This window comes from Streptomyces sp. NPDC006487 (assembly GCF_042870555.1).
Taxonomy (GTDB): Bacteria; Actinomycetota; Actinomycetes; order Streptomycetales; family Streptomycetaceae; genus Streptomyces.
Map to the genome: position 1 here is coordinate 39,812 of NZ_JBIAHN010000029.1, position 22,347 is coordinate 62,158.

Consider the following 22,347-nt stretch of genomic DNA (forward strand, 5'->3'; position numbering starts at 1 on the left):
GGAACCCATCATCCCATGGCCGACCCTCCGGAGCTGCGGTGTGTCCCGGCGTTGGCCCGCGGGCGGCAGGGGGACCCGCCGTCGAAGCGGTCGGGGTCGGGGCGGTGTTCGTACCAGCGCAGGTCTTCCTCGAGTTGGGCGGCGAGGGAGATGAGGCGGGGTTCGCTGTGTGCGGGGCCGAGGAGTTGCGCCCCCAGCGGGAGCCCGGAGGTGGTGAAGCCGGCCGGGATGCCGATGGCGGGCCAGCCGAGGACGTTCCAGGGCCAGGCGTAGGGGCAGGACGCGATCATCGCCTGGTTGGTACGGGAGTTGGACAGGCCCGTGGACGCGCCGATGCGCGGGGGCGGGGTGGCCGTGGTCGGGGTGAGGATCACGTCGACGTGCCGAAAGATCGCCCCGACCCGGTGTCGCAGGCGGTGTTCGGCGGCGCGGGCCGCGCGCAGGGCGGGTCCGGCGAGCATGCGTCCGAGGCGGGCGTTGCTGCGGGTCCGGGGGTCGAGGAGGACACGGTCCGGCGTGCGCTCGCTCCAGTCGCGGATGCCGGCCAAGCCCCGGGGCGCCTGGGTCAGCCCGATGAGGCCGTAGCGCGGCTCGGCCTCGATGACGTGGTGGCCGAGGGCCGACAGGGTCTCGGCCAGGTTCAGGGTCGCGCGGCGCGCCTCGGGTTCCAGCGGCGTCCGGGTGGCGGCGAAGGCGCTGCGCAGCGACAAGGCGATCCGCAGCCGGCCCGGGTCCCGGTGGGCGGCTGGCAGCATCTCGCCCGGCGGGGGCTGGTGGAGGTCGTGCCGGTGGTTTCCGGAGGCGGCGTCCAGGAGCAGGGCGGCGTCGGCCACGGTGCGGGCGAGCGGGCCGAACACCGTCAGTCCGTGGAAGGATTCGGGGTCGGGCCAGGTGGATATCCGTCCCCGTTGCGGCTTGATCCCGACCAGATGGGTCCAGGCGGCGGGGATCCGGATGGAGCCCGCGCCATCGGATCCCAGGGCGGCGGGGACCAGGCCGGCCGCCACGGCGGCGGCGGAGCCGCCGGACGAGCCTCCGGGGGTGTGGTCCGGATTCCAGGGGTTGCGGGTAACGCCGAACGCGGTTCCCTCGGTGAAGGGCCACTGCCCCAGTTCGGGCGTGTTGGTCTTGCCGACGATGACCGCCCCCGCGGCCTTCAGACGGCGGACCGCCTCGCCATCGGCCGCTTTGGGAGGGAAATCCCCGTCGCACCCGAAGGCGGTCGGCTCGCCGGCCACGTCCGTGTCGTCCTTGACGGCGATCGGGACGCCGAGCAGCGGCAGCCGCTCCCCGGCCGCCAGGCGCCGGTCGGCGGCATCGGCCTCGGCCAGGGCCGCATCGGCTCGTACCCGGCGGAAGGCGTTGAGGGTCGGCTGAGTGGCCTCGATGCGTGAGAGCGCCTCCTCGACCAGGGCTCGTGAGGAGACGTGTCCACCCGCGAGAGCGGCTGTCCGGCCGATCAGGCCGGCGTGACCGGAATCAGGCATCGTCTTTCCCTCCGAGCGCCACTACTGTTCATTGTTCGTTCGAACGAACAGTAGTGGAGGATGCTTTGACGAACATCAGCGGATCGACCGTTCTTCTCACCGGCGCCAGTGGCGGCATCGGCCATGCCCTGGCCCGGGCGCTGGTCGCCAGAGGCGCCGATCTGGTGGTCACCGGAAGGCGGGCCGACGCCCTCGGGCGACTCGAGAAGACCTTGGGCGCCCGCGCCGTGGTCGCGGACCTCGGCGACCGCGATGCGGTCGAGCTCCTGGTCGAGCAGGCCGGCCCCGTGGACATCCTGGTCGCCAACGCCGCGCTGCCGGCCAGCGGTGAACTGCTCGACTACACCACCGAGCAGATCGACCGGTCGCTGGACGTGAACCTGCGCGCACCGCTGATGCTCTCCCGCCTGCTGGCACCGCGGATGGTGGCGCAGGGCCGCGGTCACCTGGTGATGATCGGGTCCATCTCGGGCCGGACCGCGTCCCCGGCCACCTCGCTCTACAGCACCGCTAAGTTCGGGCTGCGCGGATTCGCCCTCGCACTGCGCCAGGACCTGCACGGCTCGGGTGTCGGCGTGTCCCTCGTACAGCCGGGCTTCGTACGAGAAGCGGGGATGTTCGCCGAAACCGGCGCCACACCGCCCGGCGGCATACGCACCGTCAGCCCCGAGCAGGTCGCGGCCGCCACCGTCAGGGCGATCGAACGCAACCGGACCGAGGTCAACGTCGCACCGGTCGAACTGCGCCTGGGCAGCGCCATCGGCGGCCTCTTCCCCGCCTTCGGCGCCGCTGTCCAGCGCAAGGCGGCGCCCGACGTGCTCCTGCGGCAAATCACCGAGGCGCAGCGCGACAAGCGCTGACCGGAGCCGTCGGCCTCAAGCCGGTACGGCTCACGTGCCGGTACGGCTCACGTGTGGTCGCCGCCGGCGGTGAGCATCACGCCGGCGGCTGCGGTGAGCCGTGCGCAGCGCCGGGCCATGGCCTCGGGCGTCTGGTCCGGATGCTCGATCCACCAGCGGACGAGAGCGGTGCACAGGCCGCGCCACGCGTACTTGAGGGCGTCGGCGTCGAGCGGATCGTGGGAGCCGGCCGTGCGCAGGAGTTCGGCGGTGCCGGTGGCGGCGAGGTCGTCGATGGTGTCGCGGTAGTACGCGGCGCTGCGGGCGGCCTCGCTGTCGGGCGGCAGCGAGGAGTCGTAGAGGACGAACCAGGCCTCGCGCTGTCCGTCGAGGGCGTCGAACAGGGCGTTCAGCACGCGCAGGGGCGTGGGTGGTGCGCCGCCGTCGTGCTCGGCCATGGCGCTGCGGATGGCACCCACCAGCCGGTCGCCGACCGGGTCTAGGCAGGCGAGGTAGAGGTCCTGCTTGCTGCCGAAGTACTGGTGCAGGAGCGGCTTGGTGACACCGACGCGGGCAGCGACGGCGGCCACCGTGGTGGCCTCGTAGCCGTGGCGGCCGAACTCCTCGGTGGCCGCGGCCAGGACCTGCCGTTCACGATCGGCTCTGGGCACGCCCTTGGTGCCGGCCCGGGAGGATGGCGTTGTCATGAGGTCAGATCTTACCCTAAGGTAATTTACCGTTGGGTAAATTACCTGGACCTCGCTGGAGCGCGCCATGCCTGCTACCACGTCCGACCCCCGAAGTACCCGTCTCCGCTCCTGGTGGGGCTGGGGCTACACCGACGCCCGCACCGACGACGCCGAGTGCGCCGCCATGGGCTCCCTGCTGCCGGGGACCCTTGCCGCACCGCTGCCGATACCCCGTGTTGCCGACCTGTCCATCGCCCCACCCGCGGTGACGCCCCCACCCTCCCTGGCACACATCGTCACCGCCGACCCGCGGGTGCGCGCCGCCCACTCCATGGGCAAGGCCTACCGCGACGTCATCCGCGCCCTGCGCGGCCGGCCGGGCCGGATCCCCGACCTCGTGGCCCACCCGACCGGGAGCCGGGAGGTGGCCGACCTGCTGGACTGGGCCGGCGGGCGCGGTGTGGCCGTCATCCCCTTCGGCGGCGGATCCTCCGTGGTCGGCGGCGTGGAGTACCGCGGTGACGCCCACCGCGCGGTGCTCTCGCTCGACCTGACCGCCATGGACCGGGTCCTGGAGATCGACACCGCCGGCCGCGCCGCCCGGATCCAGGCCGGCGCCCTCGGCCCCGTCCTGGAGGACCAGCTACGGCCCCACGGCCTGACTCTGCGCCACTTCCCGCAGAGCTTCGAGTTCTCCACTCTCGGCGGCTGGCTGGCCACCCGCGCCGGCGGCCACTACGCAACCGGCCGGACTCACATCGACGACTTCGTCCAGTCCCTGGAAGTGGTCACCCCAGCCGGAGTGAGCACGTCCTGGCGGCTGCCCGCATCCGGGGCTGGCCCCTCGCCCGACCGGCTGTTCCTCGGATCCGAGGGCGCGCTCGGCGTCATCACCGAGGCCTGGATGCGCCTGCAGGAGCGCCCCCGCCACAAAGCGTCCGCGTCCGTGGCCTTCGCCGACTTCCAGCGTGCGCTGGACGCGGTACGGGCCATCGCGCAGTCCGACCTCGCCCCCGCCAACTGCCGTCTGCTCGACCCCGGCGAAGCCCTGTTCTCCGGCGCCGCCCACGACGGCTCGACCGTCCTGGTCCTCGGTTTCGAGTCCGCCACCGGCCCCGTCGACGACCGCCTCGCCGGCGCCCTCGATCTGGCCCGCGCCCACGGCGGCCACGGCGGGGCGGCCACTGCGAACCGCGAAGGCCCGGCCGACGCGGCCGTGAGCGCCTGGCGTACGGCGTTCCTGCGCATGCCCTACCTGCGCGACGGCCTGGCACGCATGGGCGCCGTCGTCGAGACCTTCGAGACCGCCGCAACCTGGGACCGGATCCCCACGCTGATCGAGGCCGTCCGCACCGAGGTCGCGGCCGCGGCGCTGAAGGCCACCGGACACCGGGCGACCGTCAACTGCCGACTCACCCACGTCTATCCCGACGGGGCCGCCCCGTACTTCACCGTGGCGGTCGCCGGCCGCCCCGGCGAGGAAGTCCGGATCTGGGACGACATCAAGGCCGTCGCGAACGACGTGCTGCACCGCCACCGTGCCACGATCACCCACCACCACGCCGTCGGGCGCGACCACCGCGCCGCCTACGACCGCCAGCGCCCGGAACCCTTCGCGCTGGCCCTGCGCGCCGCCAAGGACGCCCTGGACCCGCACCGCATCCTCAACCCCGGCGTCCTGGTCGACTGACGGCACGGCGGGGGCCCGGGGGACGGCGTCGGCCCGTCGTCTCCTCGGGACCGGCTTGCGGCGAGGAGAAGCCGCCCGGGACCGCCGGCCTGGCCGCGGGCGCGGCCTCCTTGCCCGGCGATTCGGGTGTGGGAGCCGGGCCCGGTGCTCGCGCGAGGATGGACAGGTGCGGGATCCGCGAGGCGCAGGCCTGGCACACCTCGGCCACGGTCCAGACTTGCCCGACGGCCGGATTGTGCACCACGACGAGGAGCACCGGCCCTCCGCAACGGACGCCCGGCTCGTGGAAGAGACACTGCACGGCCCGGCAGGAGCAAGCTGCGTGGGGGCGGACCGTGGCGAGCCGGGCATGGGCCCGAGCGTGTTCGGCGGCGAAGCGCCGCAGACTCGCGGTGTCATTCGACCGTGCCGGCATGCGGCAGGACCGGGTGCTGCAGGTGACGGACACGGTGTGATCGGTATGGCCGGTGAGACGCACGGTCCAGGTCCGTCCGGGCATGCGCGATCCGGGCGTGAGGGTCAAGTCGGGGCTCCTGCATCGTCGTTGTTGGTGCGATGACTCCCGCGCGAGGCGGGACACGACCCGTGGCGGTGGGAAGCCGAGGCGCCCGCAGCGCTCTCAGCGGCATCCGGAGCCGACCGGCATGAACCCGCCCCGCCGTGCCCGGGCGCGGGAAGGCAAAGCACGGCGGAGCGGGTCGTCTTGGGCCGGGTCCCACCGCCTGTCGTGGGACCCGGCCGGGCCGCCTCGGGGCTCCTGACGACGGCCCGTCCGGCAGTGCTCGCCGTTGAGCTGCCGGAGTGTGCCGACCGGGGTCCAGCGGGTCCAGAGCACCCGCCCGGCCGACAGTCGGCACGCTATCCGGGTCGGCGCGGACACGGGAGGGCTGGGGACGGACTCCGGCCGCGGGGTCTACGTGCCGTGGCCGATCGGTGGAGGCTGGTGGTACTCGACCACGGCCGACGGGTTCTCCTGTTCGCCGATCGGGATTCCGTGCTCGATGGGGATTCCGTGCTCGATGGGGCGTACGCCCGCCCGCAGAGCGCGGTTGACGGCCGGCGCGGTGCAGGCGTGGGCCGCCACGTACCGGTTGGCTTCGTGGGCCTCGCCGGCCGGCGATCGCCCGCGGTTCGCCGTCAGAAGGCATGACCTAGATGTCGTGGGCGCCCTCGCGGAGTTCGTCGCGTCCGGCAGCCCGTCCGGCGCCGACGTCGTCGGCGATCCGGCCGATCCCCGCGCCCAAGGGGTCGTCGTGCCGGTGCGTGCCGCGGCCGCGGCAGTCACCGTGCCCGCCGGTCCGGCTCAACGCCTTCCCGCGGAACAGCAGTCGTGGACCGCGGATCAGTACCTCGGCCTGCGCGTCGGCCCGTCCGTGGTCGGCGCCGGAACCGTCCCGGACCGTGGTGAAGCCCCGGTCCGGCATCCGTCCCATGATCGGCATACTGTGCGGGGCCACGCAGGGCGGCGGCGCGGGCAGCTCGCCCAGCTCTGCGGTGAGCGCGGTCGCTCTCGCCGGAGGCGTTCCTCGCCCGCAGGAACGGAGCGCCCGGTCGGCCGATCGTCGCGTTGGTGCGTGCCGTCGCCTGGACGTTCCGGTAGGAGACGAGCTGCTGCATCTCGGGGTCCGGTGCGATGCCGGTCCCGGTGCCGGGGTGGTTGGTGGACACGGTACGCTCCCGCCCCCATGAGCCGGCCGTACCCACCGGCCTCCACGAAGGGCCGGGGCTCGCCGTTGGGGTCGGGCAGCACCAGGCCGAACCGGGTGTGCCAGTGGCCGGTGACGATGACGTCGATATCGCAAGGAGCGTCGGCCGGCCCGGGTTCAGACGGCAGCGCCTGCACTCTCGCGGGCCGGGACCGGGCGGGCCGGGTCCTGCGCCTGGTGGCCGAGGCCGCGCCGGCCGGTCTCCGGGAGGAAACAGAGGCAGGCCAGGGAGACGACGCCCGCCGCGCCCATGTAGAGCCCCACGGAGAAGGAGCCGAACGAGGCCTGCAGGTGGGTCGCGATCAGCGGGGCTGCCGCCGCCCCGAGCACACCGCCGAGGTTGTAGGCGAGGCTCGCCCCGGTGTACCTGACCCGTGCGCCGAAGAGTTCCGGCAGGTAGGCGCCGATGGGCCCGTAGGTCAGGCCCGTGCAGAAGTTCAGTGCGCCCAGCGCCAGCGCGATGAGGACGATCTGCCGGGTGTCCATCAGCGGGAACACCGCCAGGGCGCACGGCACGGACACGGCCGCTCCGATCAGCATCATCCGCTTGCGCCCGATGCGGTCGGATCCCGTCGCGGACAGCCAGATTCCCGCGGCGAAGGTCAGGCAGCCGATCAGGGAGATCGCGAGCATGTCGCCGCGCGCGATCTTCAACGCACCCGTGGCGTAGGAGAGGCAGAAGGCGGAGCCGGTGTAGAAGGTGCAGAAGACCACGACCATCGCTCCGGCGCCCAGCAGGAGCTCCCGCGGGTTCCTGCGCAGCACCTCCTTGACCGGGACCCGGCTGAGCACCTGCGCCTGTGACATCGCGCGGAAGACCGGCGTCTCGGCCACCTTCAGCCGCACCACGAGTCCGACGGCGGTGAAGGCGAAGGACAGCAGGAACGGAACGCGCCAGCCCCACGCGATGAACGCACCGCCGGGCAAGGCGCAGGACATGACCCAGAACACTGCGGTGGCGACCAACAGGCCTAGTGGGGCGCCTAGTTGTGCAGCCGAACCATACTTGCCGCGGTGCCCGCGAGGCGCGTGTTCGACCGCCAGCAGCGCGGCCCCGCCGAACTCGCCGCCAAGTCCGACGCCCTGGACGAACCGGAGGAGTACGAGGACGACGGGCGCGGCGATTCCCCACTGCGAGTAGCCGGGCAGAAGGCCGACGAACGCGGTCGACAGGCCCATCATCAGCAGGGACACGACCAGGACGGACTTGCGCCCGAAGCGGTCGCCGAAGTGGCCGAACAGCATCGATCCGAAGGGGCGGGCCACGAAGGCCACGCCGAACGTCGAGAACGAGGCGAGCAGGGCGCTCGTCGTCGAGAGGTCGGGGAAGAACACGTGGTTGAAAACGAGGGCGGCCGCCATGCCGTAGATGTAGAAGTCATAGAACTCGATGGCGGTGCCGAAGAGACTGGCGGCTGTGATCCGGCCCATGCGCCCGTGCCCTGCGCCGCCCTCGGGGACGGGACCTGTGGACAGCTCCTTCGCATATTCGGCCATGACCTACCCCTTACGGATATCTATCGATCCAAAACGGTCAAACCTCGCTGAGGTTATCGACGCGGGCAGGCACGGCCGATCCTCCGATCGGGGGGCAGGCAGGGCCACGGGAGAGTCGACCGCTCACGGACACGCGCGACAGCATGGCGACAATCGACTCCAGACCGGCATGGATGGTCGCCGATGAGGCGCGCTCATCGCCTGACACCAAGGATTCGACTTGTCATCCGCCCACACCCCGGGACCCCGCCCGGCAGAGGAGCCGCCCCCCGTCACTCCGCCCCGCGGGCTCGTGGCGATGCTGACCGCCGCCGCATTCCTGGTCTTCGCACAGGCGTTCATGATCGCGCCGATCCTGCCGCAGCTGGCCCGCGCTTTCCACTCCACGACCGGGACGGTGGGTCTGGCGGTACCGGCGTACCTGGTGCCCTGCGGGGTGATGACACTGCTGTGGGGGCCGCTGTCTCACCGGCTACCGGGCCTTGCTGCAATCCGTTCGGGGGCGGCGCACCTACGCGTACATCCTGTTCAACGCGGTGTTGCACTCCGGCGTCTACACCTGGCTGGGCCTCTACCTGCTCCGGCGGTTCGAGCTGGGCCCGGTCGGATCGGCCTGGCGCTCCTGGGATACGGGGTCCCCGGGCTCCTGCTCGGCCCGGTCATCGGGCGCCTCGCCGACCGCAACGGGCGTGCCCGCATCATTCCCGCCGGCGTAGCGCTGGCCTCCGTGTGCGTGCTGCTCCTGGCAACCGATCTCCCTCTGCTCGCCGTAGCCCTGGTCATCGCCGTGCTGTCGCTCGGCTACGACATGACGCAACCACTCCTGGGCGGCATCGTCACCGACCTGCCCGGCGACCATGGCCGGCGCGGCCAGGCCCTGGGCCTCAACGCGTTCTGCCTCTTCGCCGGATTCGGCCTGGGCAGCCTGGCGTTCCAGTCCCTGTTGCCCGCCGGCTTCACCGTGGCGTTCACCGTCTTCGGCGTCGCCGCCCTGCTCGCGGCCGTCGCCGCCGTCCCCGCGTTCCGCGACGAGCGCGCGCTCTGAGCCGGTCGCTCCCCAACGGCCCGCCGGCGCCGCCGACACGGGGATCGCCCCACGGCCCGTCCACCGGTCGGCTCGCTCCGGTCACCGCCCTCGCACGCTCATTAGCATGATCGGCCCCGGACGGCGCGGTTCGCGCGAGGTGCCGTGCGTGATGCGGCGTGCCGCGAGTCGGCCGAAGGGGATCCGGGCCGCCGGGTCCGGCGGCTGCCTTACCGCCCTTCCGGATTTCGGCGTCACCCCCCTGTGACCGGTCGGGCGGTCAGACCTGGTGACGCGACATCGGGTCGGGCGGGTGGTGCCTCCACCCGGACGACCTGGCGGAATTCGCCCCCGCCTCGCACTGCGGGCGTGCACCCCCTACCAGCCCGAGCCACGCTGGATGGGGTGGCGGAACCGGGACCGAGCAGGCTGCCGGCGACCTCGGGGGTGCTTCCTCCGTCCGGGTGGGAAGCACCCGGTGCTCACCGCCGTGGCGATCATGCGATGTCATGCTGTGCCGATGCCGCGGCCCTCCCGCGCCGCACCGCTTCGGAAGGAACCGCAATTGATCGTTCCGGTGGCTTGGACGCTGGCACCCGCGATGGCCCTCGCACTCGTGGGGGGAGCGGCGCCCCCGGCCGCTGCGGCCACGGCGTACGACGGGCAGTCGCTGCACGGCACGGCGCTGTTCAGCGTCAAGGCGACGAACAACGCGGCCGCCCAGGCCTTCACGACGGGCAGCAGCCGTGTCACCCGGGTGAGCGCGTACGTGGCCAGTGGCGCCGCCACCGGCTCGATCACGGCCCAGATCCGCAGGAACAGGACCGACGGCGCGTCCTCCATCGCGAGCAGGACCATCAGCCTGGCCTCCCTGGGCGGAGCCGGCGCCGGGTGGCTGGAGTTCCCGGTCAACGCGGCCGTGACGCCGGGCACGACGTACTACCTCCACCTCCAGGCGACCACGACGGAGAACAAGCCGATCGCCTGGTACGGAACCGTTTCCTCGGTGCCGGGCTCCCTGACCAGCTGGAACTACGACAGGGCCTACTGGGGCGGGTGGCACGCGTACGCCTCCCGGCTCGCCTTTTACGTCGAGCCCACCGGCAGCGAGCGGTGCGGCGAGACCGATCAGTGCTACGTCCCCACCACGGCCCTCGCGGCACGGACCTCGGGTCTGCTGGGCAACCTCGACGCCACCGAGGCCGTACTGCCCTCCTTCGCCGTCGGAGCGTCCTACGTCGGTAACAGCAACGTGCTGCGCCTGCCGTCCGGCCGCTGGCGGTACCTGCCCGCCGGGGCTCGGACCTCCGTCGTGGTCCCCGCGAACGCCCCGGGCGCACTCTCCCAGATCGCCGAGAGCGAGCGCTGGCTGGCTTCGGGCACGGTCCCCGGCACCACGGACATCCAAAGGGCCGCCGCGCGGCGCGCGCTGCTGTCGATGCGCGCCCTCCTCCAGCCCAACGGGGCCTCGGCCGCGGCCTGGTCCCCGCCGTGGGAATACTCCTGGCCCCGGGACGGCGCCTTCGTGGCGGCGGCCTTCGCGGCCACCGGCCACGACGAAGAGGCGTACCGCATCCTCCAGTACGACGCCCGCACGCAACGGGCCGACGGAACCTGGGAGGCCCGGACGAAACTGGACGGCAGCGGTCCGCCGGACGCGCGCCCCTGGCAGCTCGACGGCAGCGGCTGGGTGCCCTGGTCCGTCTGGCAGTGGTACCGGGCAGCACCCGCCGGTGACCGGACGGCGCGGCTGACCGCCCTCTACCCGATGGTGCGCAAGGCAGCGGACCGGGCCGCCGCCTCCCTCGGCTCGAACGGGCTCCCGCCGGCCTCCCCCGACTACTGGGAGCTGCCGACCGGCACCACCAACATCGGTACCGCCGCGCCGCTCCTCGCCGGTCTCAACGCGGCCGCCGACCTCGCGGGAAGCCTCGGGCAGGACGCCGACCGGGCGAAGTGGACCACCGCGGCCGGCAAGCTCTCGGCTGCCATCGCCCGCTACTTCGCGCCGCAGGGCTACCCGCGCACCCCCGACGGCGACCACGGCCGGGACAGCGCGGCGGCGTTCATGGCTCCGCCCTTCAACCGGGCACCGGCCGATCTGCCGGCCGCCCTGGTCTCCACCTACCGCGCCCTGCTCCTGCCGAACGGCGGCCTGCTCCCGGGCAACGACCCCGGCGCGCCCTGGGGCTCGTACGCCTGGACCGCCAGCACCGGCTTCTTCGCGCTGGCCTGGGCCCACCTGGGCGACACGGGCCGGTCGGACGCGGTGCTGAACTGGCTCCTCGCCAAGCGCAACGGGCTCGGCGAGTTTCCCGAGACGGTCAACGGAGCCGGGTACCCCTCGTCCGTCGCGCCGCTCGGCTGGACGGACGCCGTGGTGGTCATGGCGCTTCGCGCCCGGCAGGGAGACCCGCTGCCCACTCCTCCGCTGCGGTAGCGGCCGGTCACATCCGCGGTCCCGCCGAAGAACGGTCCGCCGTGGTGGCGGCCCGCGTTCCGTAGGTCTCCAGGATGTAGTCGTACGCGTCGCCCACGACCTGGGACCAGGAGGGCCGCGTGTCGTGGAGCGGGCAACCGGTACGCGGCGCAGCCGCCTGTGCGCTGGTGGTGCGAACTGCCGTGACCATGTCCATGGTGTCCTGCCTTCCTCTGGGCCCCCGCACTCAGGTTCCCTCGGAGCCGCCCCGCGGATCGCCCCCTGACCGGGGGAACGGGGGGCGGAGGGCCCGCAAGCCCGTCGGAGGAGGGGCCGCCGACGGCCGGGGCATGCGCTGCCGCTCCCCCGTCCGGTCGGCCGATCGGCGGATGCCCGGGTGCCGGCTGCCCGCCGAGGATGGTTCCAGATCCAGTTGCCCTGGTGTTTCGTCGAGTCTTCGGGAGTCCTGCCGTGCTGATCGAAGCGTGCGTGAACGTCATCGCCCGTGAAGGGCTTCCGTTCCCCGCTCCGGTTCTCCGCGCCGTCACGTGCGGCTGGGGCGGGCACCCGAAGGACACGACCGACATTGCAACGCCTGCTCCGTAACCCCTCTTCTTGCGGCCCGTCCGCGAGCCCCCAGGCGGCGCTGTACGCGCTGTGCGTCAGCTTCTTCATGATCTGCCTGGACGCCACCGTCGTGAACGTGGCCCTCCCCGACATCCGCACGTCCCTCGGGGCCTCGCTCAACGATGCCATCTGGGTCAACAGCGCCTACGCCCTCTGCTACGCCGTCCCCCTGATCCTCGCGGGCCGGCTCGGTGACCGCTACGGACCCAAGCGGCTCTTCCTGGCCGGCCTGGCCGGATTCACCCTGGCCTCACTGGCCTGCGCTCTCGCTCCGAACGCTCCGACGCTGATCGCCACCCGAGCCGTCCAGGGCCTGGCCGCGGCGCTCATCGCGCCACAGATCATGTCGCTCATCGTGTACCTGTTCCCTGCCGAGCGGCGGGGCCGGGCCCTCGGTGTGTTCGGTGCGGTCGGCGGTGCGGCCATGGCCGCAGGACCCGTGATCGGCGGACTGCTCGTGGCCTGGACCGGCTGGCGGGGCATCTTCCTGATCAACCTGCCCGTCGGTGTCGCCGGGTGGATCGCCGCGTACCGCCTGCTGCCCGACTGGCGACCGGCCAGGGAACACCGGCTCGACCTGTGGGGCATCATGCTCAGCGGCCTGGGACTGACCGCGCTGGTCTTCGGCGTACAGAGCGGGGAGGCCTACGACTGGGGCACCGTCGCCGGACCCGTCACGATCCCCTCGGTGCTGGCCTTCGGCGCCGTGTGCCTGGCGGTGTTCATGTGGTGGCAGCACCGCAACACGCGCGAGCCGCTCCTGCCGCTGCGGCTCTTCCGCAACCGGGCCTTCTCCGCGGCCGCCACGGCGGGCGGAGCCATGGGAGCCGCCATGATCGGCATGTTCCTGCCGCTGATGATCTACCTGCAGAGCGACCTCGGCTACGGCCCGCCGGCCGCGGGCGCCGTCACCGTGCCCATGTTCGCCCTGTCCTCGCTGTGCGCGCGCCTCGCCGGCAAGCGATCCGACACCACCAGCCCGCAGCTGCTCGCGGCCCTCGGCTTCGTGCTCCTGATCGCGGGGGTAGGTTCCCTGACCTGGCTGCTGCACCCGGGCATCGGCCCGTGGACGCTGACGCCCCCGCTGCTCGTCACCGGCATCGGGATCGGTCTGGTTTCCGCCCCGTTGGCCGGCATCGCCACCCGCGGCCTGGAGCCTGCCCTGGTCGGCGCGGCGTCGGGGGTCTTCAACACCACCCGACAGCTCGGCGGAGCCCTCGGCAGCGCGGTCACCGGCGTACTCCTCCAGGCTCAACTCGGAAACACTCCAACCAGTGCCACCCAGGCCGCGCTCGCCTTCCCGGTGGCGATGCTCCTCGTCGGCCTCGCGTGCTGCGCGGCCGCCCGGCCGGTGGTGGTCAGGACGTGAGGATGCGGGTGGCTCCGGCGAATCGGCCGCTCCACTCGGTGCCGGTGCCGAAGGATTCGCTCCGTACGTCGCCGATGCCGGCCACCCGGGTCCCCTTCGCCGACCCAGCCGGTGCCGTGCCCGTACCGATGTCCATTCGGCGGCCGGAGTCGCGGGGGATCGCGTAGCCCAGCCAGGAGGAGACCTGTCCCGTGAAGCCCGGGCGGTCGTAGGGCCGACGACCGGGAGGGCGGTGTCGAACGTGAACTCCGCCCACCGGCCGCTGCCGCGCTGCTCCTCGGCGCCTTCGACGCTGTCGTACACCCACGCGGTCCTCGCCGATACGCGGACGGTGCCGTCGTTTGCCGTCCTTCTCCGCCGAGTCAGCGGATGGGCGCCGCCCGGTTCAACGCTTCGACGAGCCTGGCGGCGAGGTCGAGGTAGGCGTCGAGGTCCTCGCGCCCGAAGTGTTCCAGCGCTGGCCGCAGCGCGGCGTCCGCCTTGGCGACCGTCTCGTCCGTCACCGTCTCGCCCCGGGCGGTGAGGCGGTTCTCCACGATCCGCCCCCGGCCTGCGGCCCGCTCCACGATGCCGTCGGCCTGGAGCTGCTTGAGGATCGCCCCGCAGGCCTGCGGGGTGTGACCCGCGGTCCGGGCGAGCTCGGACGCGGACGCTCCGGGCGTCCGCCTCAGCTCCCGCATCACCGTCCACTGACTGAGGGTGAAGCCCATCGGCTGGACGACGGCTTCGATGCGCACCGCGAAGGCGTGCTGCACGGTGCGTGACAGTGCGCCGGTGTCGACGGTGAGGGGGAGGTCGCCCTGGAAGTCCATGGATCCATCATATACACTCCTTTCCATATAGAAAATCTCTTCTATATGGAAGATGGATTCATCAGCCCGGAGGTGCCCGTGTCCACACTCCAGAACCAGGGGGCCAGCCCCGCCCCCACGACCGCCGCCCCCACCCCGCGCCGCACCATCAGTGGCCCGCCCGGCTGGCTGGTGATCCTCCTCGCGGCCTCCTGCGGCCTGACCGTCGCGAACCTCTACTACGCCCAGCCGCTGCTCGAGATGCTCCAGCACACCTTCCACCTGGGCGAAGGCACCATAGGCACCCTCGTCACCGTGACCCAGATCGGCTACGCCGCGGGCATGCTGCTGCTGGTACCGCTCGGCGACCGGCTGGAGAACCGCCGCCTCGTATCCGTCCTGCTGGTCATCGTCACCGTGGCCATGGCCGCCGCCGGGCTCGCGCCGAGCTTCCCGCTGCTCCTGGTCGCGGCCATGATCGCGGGAGCGACCTCCGTCGTCGCCCAGATCCTGGTTCCCTTCGCGGCGGACCTCGCGCCCGACCACACGCGCGGACAGGTCGTCGGACGCGTCATGAGCGGACTCCTGGCCGGCATCCTGCTGTCCCGCACCCTCGGCAGCATGCTCGCCGAGGTCGCCGGATGGCGCATGGTCTACCTGGTGTCGGCCGCACTGATGGGCATGCTCGCCCTGACCCTGCGCCTCACCCTGCCCCAGCGCACCCCCACGGCGAAGGGAAGCTACGGCGCTCTGCTGCGCTCCACCGCCTCCCTGGTCCGCACCCACTCCGTGCTGCGCCGCCGCGCCCTCTACCAGGCCGCCATGTTCGGTGCGTTCAGCGCCTTCTGGACGACCGTCTCCTACGTCCTCACCGACGCCCCGTTCCACTACTCCCAGCTCGGCATCGGCCTCTTCGCCCTGGTGGGCGCCGCGGGCGCGCTGGTGGCCCCGCTGGCCGGCCGCTGGGCCGACCGGGGGCACGGACGCACGGTGACCGCAGCCGGTTTCCTCCTGTGCATCTGCGCGATGGGCCTGGCCGTGATCGGGCGGCACAACATCGTCGTGCTGGTCGTCGCCGCCGTCCTGCTCGACCTGGCCGTACAGAGCACGCTCATCGTGGGCCAGCACGCCATCTACCAGCTCGACCGCACCGCGCGCGCCCGCCTGAACAGCATCTACATCGGGACGTTCTTCATCGGCGGGGCGGTGGGCTCCCAGGTCGGAGCCTTGGCCTTCCACTTCGGCGGGTGGACCGCCGTCGCCGGCTGCGCCGCGGTACTGCCGGCCCTCGCGCTGCTGCTGTGGCTAACCGATCGGACAGGCCGATCGGTGGATGTGCGCGCCGCCGACGGTTCGGATGATGGCTGCCCGGCGATCTGACCGCGCCCACCCCGGGCCCTCGAGAAAAGCGAGCCATGGAACTCAAGAACAAGAACGTCGTCGTCACCGGTGCCGCGAGCGGCATAGGTCTGGGCCTCGCCGCGCGCTTCGTCACCGAAGGCGCGCGGGTGGTCATGTCCGACCTGGCCACGAGCGCCGGCGCGGACAGGGCGAAGGATCTGGGTGCCCGGTTCGTCGCGGCCGACGTCTCACGCGAGAGCGACATCGCGGTGCTGGTCGACGACGTACTCACCCACGAGGGCCACATCGACCTGTTCTGCTCGAACGCCGGGATCGCGACGCGGATGGACGCGCTGGCGGACGACAGCACCTGGGAACGGATCATCGACGTGAACCTCAACGGCCAGATACGGGCCGCCCGCCACGTCCTGCCCCACATGCTCGAGCGGGGGGAGGGCTACCTCCTCAACACCGCGTCCGCGGCCGGCCTGCTGACCGAGCTGGAGAGCGTCGGCTACGCGACGACCAAGCACGCGTCGGTCGGGTTCTCGGAGTGGCTCGCCTTCACCTACCGCGACCGCGGCATCGGCGTATCGGTCCTGTGCCCCGAGGGAGTGCACACCCCCATGGCCGAGCAGGCGCCCTACCTGCTGCACAACGCCATCACGGTCGAAGACGTGGCCGACACCGTCGTCGAGGCACTGCGCGCGGAGCGCTTCATGATCACCACGCACGCCTCGACCCTGGAGCGCTTCCGTCTGAAGGCCGTCGACTACGAGGGCTACATCGACGCCCTGGTCGGACGCCGCTCTCAGGTCCTCGGCGCGAACGCGGGCTGAACGTAGGCCGACCCCGTCCCGGCCTCCCCCTTCTGCAAGGCCTGTTGGTGGGCGCGAACCCATCAGCGCGCCACCTACGCTGCCCGGAGTGTCGACCCGGCCCCCCGCGGTTGGCACACCTCGTCCGCGCTGCCGGGCGGTGGCGGTCGGCCTGTCATACGCGCCCTCGATCGTCAAGCGGCCCCAGGCAGTTGCGGCACGGGCGCGGCGGGGCGCTCGCTCCAGAAGGGAGAGCGCCCCCTCACCGGCACCCCTCCACACTCCCCCAGGAGAGGTGCCGGTGCGCTGTGCCGTGCCGGTGCGCTGTGCCGTGCCGGTGGCCCCATGCACAAGGAGGACGATCCGCAGGGGCGGCACGTGAACTGGAAGAGCAGTTGCGCATCCTTCGGGAGCTGGAAGGGCATCCCTCGGTCCGGGTCGGGGAGCACGCACACCTGCGGGAACTCATACGGCGCCTCGAAGATCCGAGCGTGCGCGATGCCGCTTCCGGCGACGAACACCTGACGGACAGCGTGAGGCTGGCGGTGGAGAGGTTCGAGATCAGCCATCCCGCCGTGGCCGCGACCCTGCAGAGCATCGGCCTGGCTCTCGCCAACATGGGCATCTGATCCAGGATCTGGCGGGTCAGGCGGGCTTCGCCCTGGCCGCGGTCAGAGGTGCGGCCCGGCGTCTTCGGCTCGCGCTCCACCGGCCCCGCCGGACGGACCGGGAGATGCTCAGCTCGGGGCGATGACGAGCACCTGGGAGGTCCCGTCGCGCATGCCGGCGATGCTGAGCTGTCCGCCGCGCAGGCGGTCGGCTCCTTGCGGACCGTTCAGCGGCCTGAACCCCTGCCAGGACGTCGGGAAGCGGATGTCGTGCCAGACGTTCCCGTCCGCGCCGACGGCGAGGACCTGTGCGGTTCCGTCAGGCATGCCCGCGATGGCGATGGCGCTGGCGGACATCGTCGGGGTCGTGACTCCCCGCGGGGTGGCGAACCCGTCGAAGCGTCCGTCCGGGTGCCGGACCTGGTGGTAGACCATGCCGTCCATGCCGATCGCCAGGAGCTGGGAACTGCCGTCCGGCAGCCCGGTGATGTCGAGGGCAGGTCCGGCGAAGGTCGCGGCGCCGCGGGCGCCGGGGACCGGATTCCAAGTGCCCCATGAGCCGTTGGGCTTGCGGATGTTGAGGTACATGTTGCCGTTGGAGCCGTAGCTCAGGACCTGGACGCTTCCGTCGGGCATGGCGGCGATGGCCGCCTTGACCGCCGTCCAGGTCTTGCCGCCTGCGGCGCCGGGAACCGGGGTGAACCCGGTCATGCGTCCGCCGACCTGCCGAACCTGGTGGTAGAGCGTGCCGTCGAGGGCGACGGCAACGATCTGGGCCGATCCGTCGGGCATGCCCGCGATGGCCGCGTCGCGGAAGGCCGCCCCTGCCTGGACGATGCCCGCGGCCGCTCCCGCCGGTCCGGCAGCCGTGATCCCTGCCGTCGCGCCGGAGGACACGATGCGCGCCGCCGGTGCGGATGCCCCTCGCGCGGCCCGCAGGGCCCGCCGGAACGCGGCTTCCGCGGCTTCGCCGAGGTCGAGCATCGGCCGGCCCTGAGCTCCGGGGCCGGCCAACTGCTGCCAGGACTGCCACTGGCCGTTGGTCTGGCGTTCGTTGATCCACAGGCCGTTGTCACCGCTGAGACCGACCGTCAGGGCTGACCCTGTGGGCAGACCGGTGATGGACGCTCTGGGGCCGTTGAACGTGGGCGCCCCGCCGATGCCGGGCATCGGAGCCACCGCGCTCCAGCTGTTCGGGTACCGGACGGTGCTCAGGAAGGTCTGTCCTCCTTGATAGACGGGTTTGGGGGTCGGTGCCGGACCGAACCACACGGGGTTGCTGAGGGCCACCATCTGGTCGAGCGTGCTGCTGCCGGGCTTCGGGCGGCGCACTTCGGCACGGGCGAAGACCGACCCCAGCCCCCAGCCGCGCCAGTTGAGGTGGCCGACGCCGTCGCCCCCGATCCAGGTCGCCAGCATCAGACCCCATTCGGTGTACAGGGTCAGGAAGGAATTCGGAGCGCCGTAGACGCTCACCGAGACGTCCACCGCGTCGAAGAACGACACCGGGAGCGAGTCGCCCGGCCCGGCGTAGCGGCCGTTGCAGCTCGCGCTCAGCGAGACGCTGACCTTCGAGGACTCCGCCAGATAGGAGTGGCCGCGGCGGACCCCGTCCAGTATCGCGTCACGGGACAGGGCCGTGGAGCGGACGACCGTCTGCGGGAGCCCGACGACGTCCGAGGGAGCGTGCGTGTCGCTGTTCGCGACGACGGGGACGCGCTGGCCGAAGAACAGCATGGCGGCCCACATGGCGACGGCCGCCTCGTCGTCGAGCGTCCACGGACCGTTCCACACCTCGATGGCGTCGACGTCGCCGAATCCGAACTCCCAGAAGGATCCCGGGGCCGGAGTGAGCGGGTGGGCCGCGACCACGAGTCCGCCCCGGTCGCGCAGGTGGTTGGCGTGCTGGGCCATGGCGCCCGGGTTCCCGGGACCGAAGTGCCAGTCCATCACCTCCCCCTGGGGCATGCCGAGGGCGAGCCAGTGGCCGTGGCGGGTGGTCACCTCCTCACCGTTGATGACGAGGAGGTCCGACGGAATGCTGCCGGCCCATGAAACGCCGGCCGCGCTGGTGTTGTGATCGGTGGAACCGAGGAAGTGGAGACCGTTGTCGCGAGCCGCGGCCACGAGCTCGCCCAAGGTCCGTCCCCCGTCGGAGTGGACGGTGTGGGTGTGCATGTCCCCCCGGTACCAGAACGGGAGCGGGACCGGGAACCCCGGGATCTGCCCGCGGCTCGGCGCGGACGTCGGCAGGACGGCGAAGGGCGTGCCGGCTAAGGGAGGGCCGTACTCGAGGGTGACCTCGACGCGCCAGTTCATCCCGGCCGGGTTGAACACGACGGGTCCCAGCGCCACCGACCACCGGCCCGGCTCGACGGGACCGGGTACGTAGCCCGGTGTGGCGTCCGCTCCCGAGACCGTGAAGGCGTCCCGGGCTCCGCCGGACCAGCCGCGGAACCCCGATGGACCGAAGAGACCGATGTCGAGGACGTCGGACATGATCCCCGGAAGGCCGTCGTAGTGGTCGAAGGTACGGGTGACCGATATCCGGTTCACCCCTGCCGGCACGGCGAACTCGACCGAGGACCACTGGTCGAACCCGAAGGGCGAGTGTCCGGGGTAGGCGGTCGTGACCTTGGCGCCGGGCCCCGGCTCGGCTGCGCCGGCCGAGGTCTGAGCCCTCGCCGTGTCCACCGGGACGAGCGCGGAGAGCCCGCCCGCCGCCATGAGGGCGCCGAGCCGCAATACGTCCCGCCTCCCCCGTCCGGCCGTGGAATGCTCCCGATCGGCTCCGCAGGTGCCGCCGGAGTCCTCATTCTCACCGTGATGACCACACACAGGTCCTTCTCCTTCCGGGGAAGAAACGCCTTAAGTCACATCGAGGAAACTTGCCCGTCCAGCCTGTTCGTTCGAACGAACGGTAGGGGATTCTCGCGTGCCGGAGAACCCGTTCGAGCATTCTTGTTGCGCACGGGGTTGCTGCGTACAGGAACATATGACGGTCCGTCAATCTGGTGCGCGGGGCGCATTCGGTGTGACGAAGCCGGGTCCAGTGGAGAGGGGTACCGGACCAGAGCCTCACTCGACCTCGAGTCACCAGGCATGGACGATGCGGACGTACCGCCGGCCACGAGCCCGCCGGTGGAGTACGTACACGCTTGCCGGAGCAGCGGTCTCCGTGGCGCTCGCCGCCACTGGGGCCGACGGGCGCGACCGGCGCCGCCGGCCCAGTGAACACGCCTCACGGACCTCGACCAGAGCACTCCGTTCGCATCCGCGCGTGACAGGTGGCCGCACGCGACATCGCCCCCTTGGGGGCGGGGCCTCACCCTCACCTCGTACGTGGTCTGCGCCGATACCACGCCGTAGCACCCGTGGCGGACCGGCCCCCGGAGGACCTGCACCATCTCCGCGACACCACCCCGCCAGCTGACGAAGAGCACCAGCTGGTGCCCACGGCGTGAGCGTTCTCAGATGGCAGGAGCGGTCAGGTCGAGTGGGTGGTCGGGTGCGGGTGAAGCCGGCGACCTTGAGAGCGGACCGGTTGCGGATGGATCGGCCGACCACCCGCCCGCCGCACGCACTTACCGGCCCTGAAGAGGCAAGCGACACCCCTCGCCGGAGCCCTGCTCCTGAAGCTTGGGCCCACTCCCGCACTGGGGGGCGGGGATCAGTTGCCTACTGCGTGCTCCAGGCCGGCGCCTTCCGGCACCTTCTGTTCGGTGGGCACGGGCTTGCAGATCGGGACCTTCTTCTCCTTCGGGTCCTTGAAGACCTTGGTGTAGATACCGCTGATCCAGCCCGGCACTTCGGCGCTTCCGTCGCTCCGTGAGGTGTCGATCTTGTACCAGGTCCGGGACGTTTCGCCGTCGCGTTCGATCAGCTTCCCGTCCTCGATCTTGCACTCGATCCCCACCCTGGTGTGGGAGGTCAGGGAGCCGACGCCCGTGGCAGTCTCCAGCGGCGTCGAGCGGACCGTCAGCGGAGCGGCGACGGTGTCGACGGTTCCGAAGTAGGGCGACGGCGCCGACGCCGCGGGAGCGGCCTGCGAGGTACCGGCGGCGATCAGCGCCGCGCCCATCGCCACCACGACCGTGCAGCCGGCCATCGCGGAGAACCGGACCCGTCGGGACATGTCTTTCAGCACAGGAAACCCTTCCATTCTTCCGCGCCTCGGAGGGCGGCACGGAACCTGTCCCCCAGCAGACGTCCCGGGACCGCCGGCCGGCATCCACCGATCAGTGGACCGGCCCGTGGAGGTCAGGTCCTGACCCAGGCGTTCTTATAACAGAGACAGGGCCATAAGAAACGATGAAAATGAGTCACTTGTCGTGATGGAAGTGCTGGCATCCACGCAGGTCAGGTGTGTCCTGTCGCATCCATTCCGGCGCTCAGCCGATCTGATCTCAGCAGCTCAGAGGGGTTCGTGAGGGGCCTGTCCGACTCTCCGGATCGGCCTGGCCGGATTCCGCAGACCGGCTTGGCGCACCCGGCGCGGCCCGCTGCACGATGATCACACCGAAGCCCGGCCCGATCGGCACAGGCGCTTCGGCGACCGACACACCGGAACACAATTCCCTTCGTCGCTGATTGAGGTACCACCGTGCGCACCACGTACAGAAGCCTGGCCACCATGGCGGCCGTAGTCGCCGCCACCGCAGTCCTCGGGCTTCAGACCGCCCAGGCCGCACCGTCCGCACCGTCCGCACCGTCCGCAGCGCCGTCCTGCGCCGTACAGACGAGGCAGACCATGACCACCCCCGACCACTACGCGCTCACCAACCTGCGCGCCGCCTACCGGTCGGACGGCCCCAAGACCAACGCCTTCGCCTCCTACACCCTGGTCGCCGAGCCCCAGGGCTGCACCGGCGGAGCGTTCTTCGCCCTCGACGTCTCCGCCGGCAGCCGCGTGACGATGTCGAACGGGTCGGCGTCCACGACGGACTGGCGCTCCGTCAACTTCCGGGTGCCGGCCGCCTCGACCCTCGTACAGGTCATGTACGGCGACCCCGCCGCCCCCTGGAACGGCACCTACGTCGCCTCGGCGGCCAGGCTCCTCTCCGCCGTAGGCGCGCAGCAGATCCAGACCTTCAGCGCGACCGCCGGCAGCCCCGACGCGGCCCTCGCCGGGGCCCGTCGGCAGATGACGGCCTCCGTGACCGACGGCCGCTTCAGCAGCTGCACCGAAGTCGACAGCTCAGCGAGCTGGGCGAAGGTTCCCGGCCGACCTGCGAACGGGACTGCCACCGTCCACGCGGACTGCCGGTAGCCCGGAGATTGCGCGGCCGGGACTGCTGCGCGGCAGCCCGGTGGGGGGGGGGGGGGGGGGGGGGGGGGGGGCCCCCCCGGGGGGGGGGGGGGGGGGGGGGGGGGGGGGGGGGGGGGGGCCGCGGGGGCGCGCCGCCCCCCCCGCTGCTCCTCGGGGTACTTGCGCCGGCCAGG

The 22,347-nt window shown here is 71.9% G+C and carries 18 protein-coding genes; 9 read left to right on the forward strand and 9 right to left on the reverse strand.

Annotated features, from left to right (window positions below):
- Positions 1-8: 8 nt before the first annotated feature.
- Complete coding sequence (locus ACFYM0_RS36125) at positions 9-1,487, reverse strand: amidase (protein ID WP_388509403.1); 1,479 nt, start codon at positions 1,485-1,487, stop codon at positions 9-11.
- A 65-nt stretch (positions 1,488-1,552) separates the two neighbouring features.
- Here ACFYM0_RS36125 and ACFYM0_RS36130 point away from each other — a divergent pair, with 65 nt between their 5' ends.
- Positions 1,553-2,347: an SDR family NAD(P)-dependent oxidoreductase gene (locus ACFYM0_RS36130; protein WP_388509405.1), complete on the forward strand. Its 795-nt coding sequence runs from the start codon at positions 1,553-1,555 to the stop codon at positions 2,345-2,347.
- A gap of 47 nt (positions 2,348-2,394) precedes the next feature.
- Here the strand turns inward: ACFYM0_RS36130 and ACFYM0_RS36135 are convergent, their stop codons facing one another.
- Positions 2,395-3,033, reverse strand: coding sequence for a TetR/AcrR family transcriptional regulator (locus tag ACFYM0_RS36135; protein ID WP_388509408.1), 639 nt, complete (start codon positions 3,031-3,033; stop codon positions 2,395-2,397).
- Positions 3,034-3,100: 67 nt separating this feature from the next.
- Between ACFYM0_RS36135 and ACFYM0_RS36140 the strand changes: the two genes are divergently transcribed.
- Entirely contained in the window at positions 3,101-4,705 is a 1,605-nt protein-coding gene (locus ACFYM0_RS36140; RefSeq protein ID WP_388509411.1) for an FAD-binding oxidoreductase, read from the forward strand.
- 913 nt (positions 4,706-5,618) lie between these two features.
- Here ACFYM0_RS36140 and ACFYM0_RS36145 read toward each other — a convergent pair.
- From ACFYM0_RS36145 to ACFYM0_RS36155, 3 genes are all read right to left on the reverse strand, one after another.
- Positions 5,619-5,789: a hypothetical protein gene (locus ACFYM0_RS36145; protein WP_388509414.1), complete on the reverse strand. Its 171-nt coding sequence runs from the start codon at positions 5,787-5,789 to the stop codon at positions 5,619-5,621.
- 67 nt (positions 5,790-5,856) lie between these two features.
- Positions 5,857-6,138 carry a hypothetical protein gene (locus ACFYM0_RS36150; RefSeq protein WP_388509417.1) on the reverse strand — a complete coding sequence of 94 codons (282 nt, stop codon included), beginning with the start codon at positions 6,136-6,138 and terminating at the stop codon, positions 5,857-5,859.
- Between the two features lie 390 nt (positions 6,139-6,528).
- The gene (locus ACFYM0_RS36155; RefSeq protein ID WP_388509419.1) at positions 6,529-7,908 is read right to left on the reverse strand and encodes an MFS transporter; all 1,380 of its coding nucleotides are present in this window, start codon (positions 7,906-7,908) and stop codon (positions 6,529-6,531) included.
- A gap of 439 nt (positions 7,909-8,347) precedes the next feature.
- Here ACFYM0_RS36155 and ACFYM0_RS36160 point away from each other — a divergent pair, with 439 nt between their 5' ends.
- Both ACFYM0_RS36160 and ACFYM0_RS36165 read left to right on the forward strand, forming a co-directional pair.
- Positions 8,348-8,953 (forward strand): MFS transporter, encoded by a 606-nt coding sequence (locus ACFYM0_RS36160; protein ID WP_388509457.1) that lies wholly within the window; start codon positions 8,348-8,350, stop codon positions 8,951-8,953.
- 544 nt (positions 8,954-9,497) lie between these two features.
- Entirely contained in the window at positions 9,498-11,372 is a 1,875-nt protein-coding gene (locus ACFYM0_RS36165; RefSeq protein WP_388509422.1) for a hypothetical protein, read from the forward strand.
- Between the two features lie 7 nt (positions 11,373-11,379).
- Here the strand turns inward: ACFYM0_RS36165 and ACFYM0_RS36170 are convergent, their stop codons facing one another.
- On the reverse strand, positions 11,380-11,562 hold the full coding sequence (locus tag ACFYM0_RS36170) for a hypothetical protein (protein WP_388509425.1): 183 nt from the start codon (positions 11,560-11,562) through the stop codon (positions 11,380-11,382).
- Between the two features lie 375 nt (positions 11,563-11,937).
- Between ACFYM0_RS36170 and ACFYM0_RS36175 the strand changes: the two genes are divergently transcribed.
- Positions 11,938-13,347 carry a DHA2 family efflux MFS transporter permease subunit gene (locus ACFYM0_RS36175; RefSeq protein ID WP_388509428.1) on the forward strand — a complete coding sequence of 470 codons (1,410 nt, stop codon included), beginning with the start codon at positions 11,938-11,940 and terminating at the stop codon, positions 13,345-13,347.
- Positions 13,348-13,709: 362 nt separating this feature from the next.
- Here ACFYM0_RS36175 and ACFYM0_RS36180 read toward each other — a convergent pair whose 3' ends face one another.
- Positions 13,710-14,159: a MarR family winged helix-turn-helix transcriptional regulator gene (locus tag ACFYM0_RS36180; protein WP_388509430.1), complete on the reverse strand. Its 450-nt coding sequence runs from the start codon at positions 14,157-14,159 to the stop codon at positions 13,710-13,712.
- A 78-nt stretch (positions 14,160-14,237) separates the two neighbouring features.
- On the opposite strand from ACFYM0_RS36180, the gene ACFYM0_RS36185 reads away from it, so the two are divergent.
- The 3 genes from ACFYM0_RS36185 to ACFYM0_RS36195 all read left to right on the forward strand — a co-directional run bounded on the left by ACFYM0_RS36185 (position 14,238) and on the right by ACFYM0_RS36195 (position 16,926).
- A complete protein-coding gene (locus ACFYM0_RS36185; protein WP_388509433.1) occupies positions 14,238-15,518 on the forward strand; it encodes an MFS transporter in 1,281 nt (426 codons plus the stop codon).
- 35 nt (positions 15,519-15,553) lie between these two features.
- Complete coding sequence (locus ACFYM0_RS36190; RefSeq protein WP_388509435.1) at positions 15,554-16,318, forward strand: SDR family oxidoreductase; 765 nt, start codon at positions 15,554-15,556, stop codon at positions 16,316-16,318.
- 305 nt (positions 16,319-16,623) lie between these two features.
- A complete protein-coding gene (locus tag ACFYM0_RS36195; protein WP_388509438.1) occupies positions 16,624-16,926 on the forward strand; it encodes a DUF4404 family protein in 303 nt (100 codons plus the stop codon).
- Between the two features lie 108 nt (positions 16,927-17,034).
- Here ACFYM0_RS36195 and ACFYM0_RS36200 read toward each other — a convergent pair whose 3' ends face one another.
- A complete protein-coding gene (locus ACFYM0_RS36200) occupies positions 17,035-19,650 on the reverse strand; it encodes a CehA/McbA family metallohydrolase (protein WP_388509441.1) in 2,616 nt (871 codons plus the stop codon).
- A gap of 925 nt (positions 19,651-20,575) precedes the next feature.
- The gene (locus tag ACFYM0_RS36205; protein WP_388509444.1) at positions 20,576-21,040 is read right to left on the reverse strand and encodes a hypothetical protein; all 465 of its coding nucleotides are present in this window, start codon (positions 21,038-21,040) and stop codon (positions 20,576-20,578) included.
- A 468-nt stretch (positions 21,041-21,508) separates the two neighbouring features.
- On the opposite strand from ACFYM0_RS36205, the gene ACFYM0_RS36210 reads away from it, so the two are divergent.
- Positions 21,509-22,174, forward strand: a complete 666-nt coding sequence (locus ACFYM0_RS36210; RefSeq protein ID WP_388509448.1) for a hypothetical protein — start codon at positions 21,509-21,511, stop codon at positions 22,172-22,174.
- Positions 22,175-22,347 lie beyond the last annotated feature (173 nt).

Coding starts and splice junctions, on each gene's coding strand:
- ACFYM0_RS36190 (WP_388509435.1), top strand. CDS start 15,554: ATGGAACTCAAGAACAAGAACGTCGTCGTCACCGGTGCCGCGAGCGGC.
- ACFYM0_RS36180 (WP_388509430.1), bottom strand. CDS start 14,159: ATGGACTTCCAGGGCGACCTCCCCCTCACCGTCGACACCGGCGCACTG.
- ACFYM0_RS36170 (WP_388509425.1), bottom strand. CDS start 11,562: ATGGTCACGGCAGTTCGCACCACCAGCGCACAGGCGGCTGCGCCGCGT.
- ACFYM0_RS36140 (WP_388509411.1), top strand. CDS start 3,101: ATGCCTGCTACCACGTCCGACCCCCGAAGTACCCGTCTCCGCTCCTGG.
- ACFYM0_RS36205 (WP_388509444.1), bottom strand. CDS start 21,040: ATGTCCCGACGGGTCCGGTTCTCCGCGATGGCCGGCTGCACGGTCGTG.
- ACFYM0_RS36160 (WP_388509457.1), top strand. CDS start 8,348: ATGACACTGCTGTGGGGGCCGCTGTCTCACCGGCTACCGGGCCTTGCT.
- ACFYM0_RS36155 (WP_388509419.1), bottom strand. CDS start 7,908: ATGGCCGAATATGCGAAGGAGCTGTCCACAGGTCCCGTCCCCGAGGGC.
- ACFYM0_RS36135 (WP_388509408.1), bottom strand. CDS start 3,033: ATGACAACGCCATCCTCCCGGGCCGGCACCAAGGGCGTGCCCAGAGCC.
- ACFYM0_RS36125 (WP_388509403.1), bottom strand. CDS start 1,487: ATGCCTGATTCCGGTCACGCCGGCCTGATCGGCCGGACAGCCGCTCTC.
- ACFYM0_RS36150 (WP_388509417.1), bottom strand. CDS start 6,138: ATGGGACGGATGCCGGACCGGGGCTTCACCACGGTCCGGGACGGTTCC.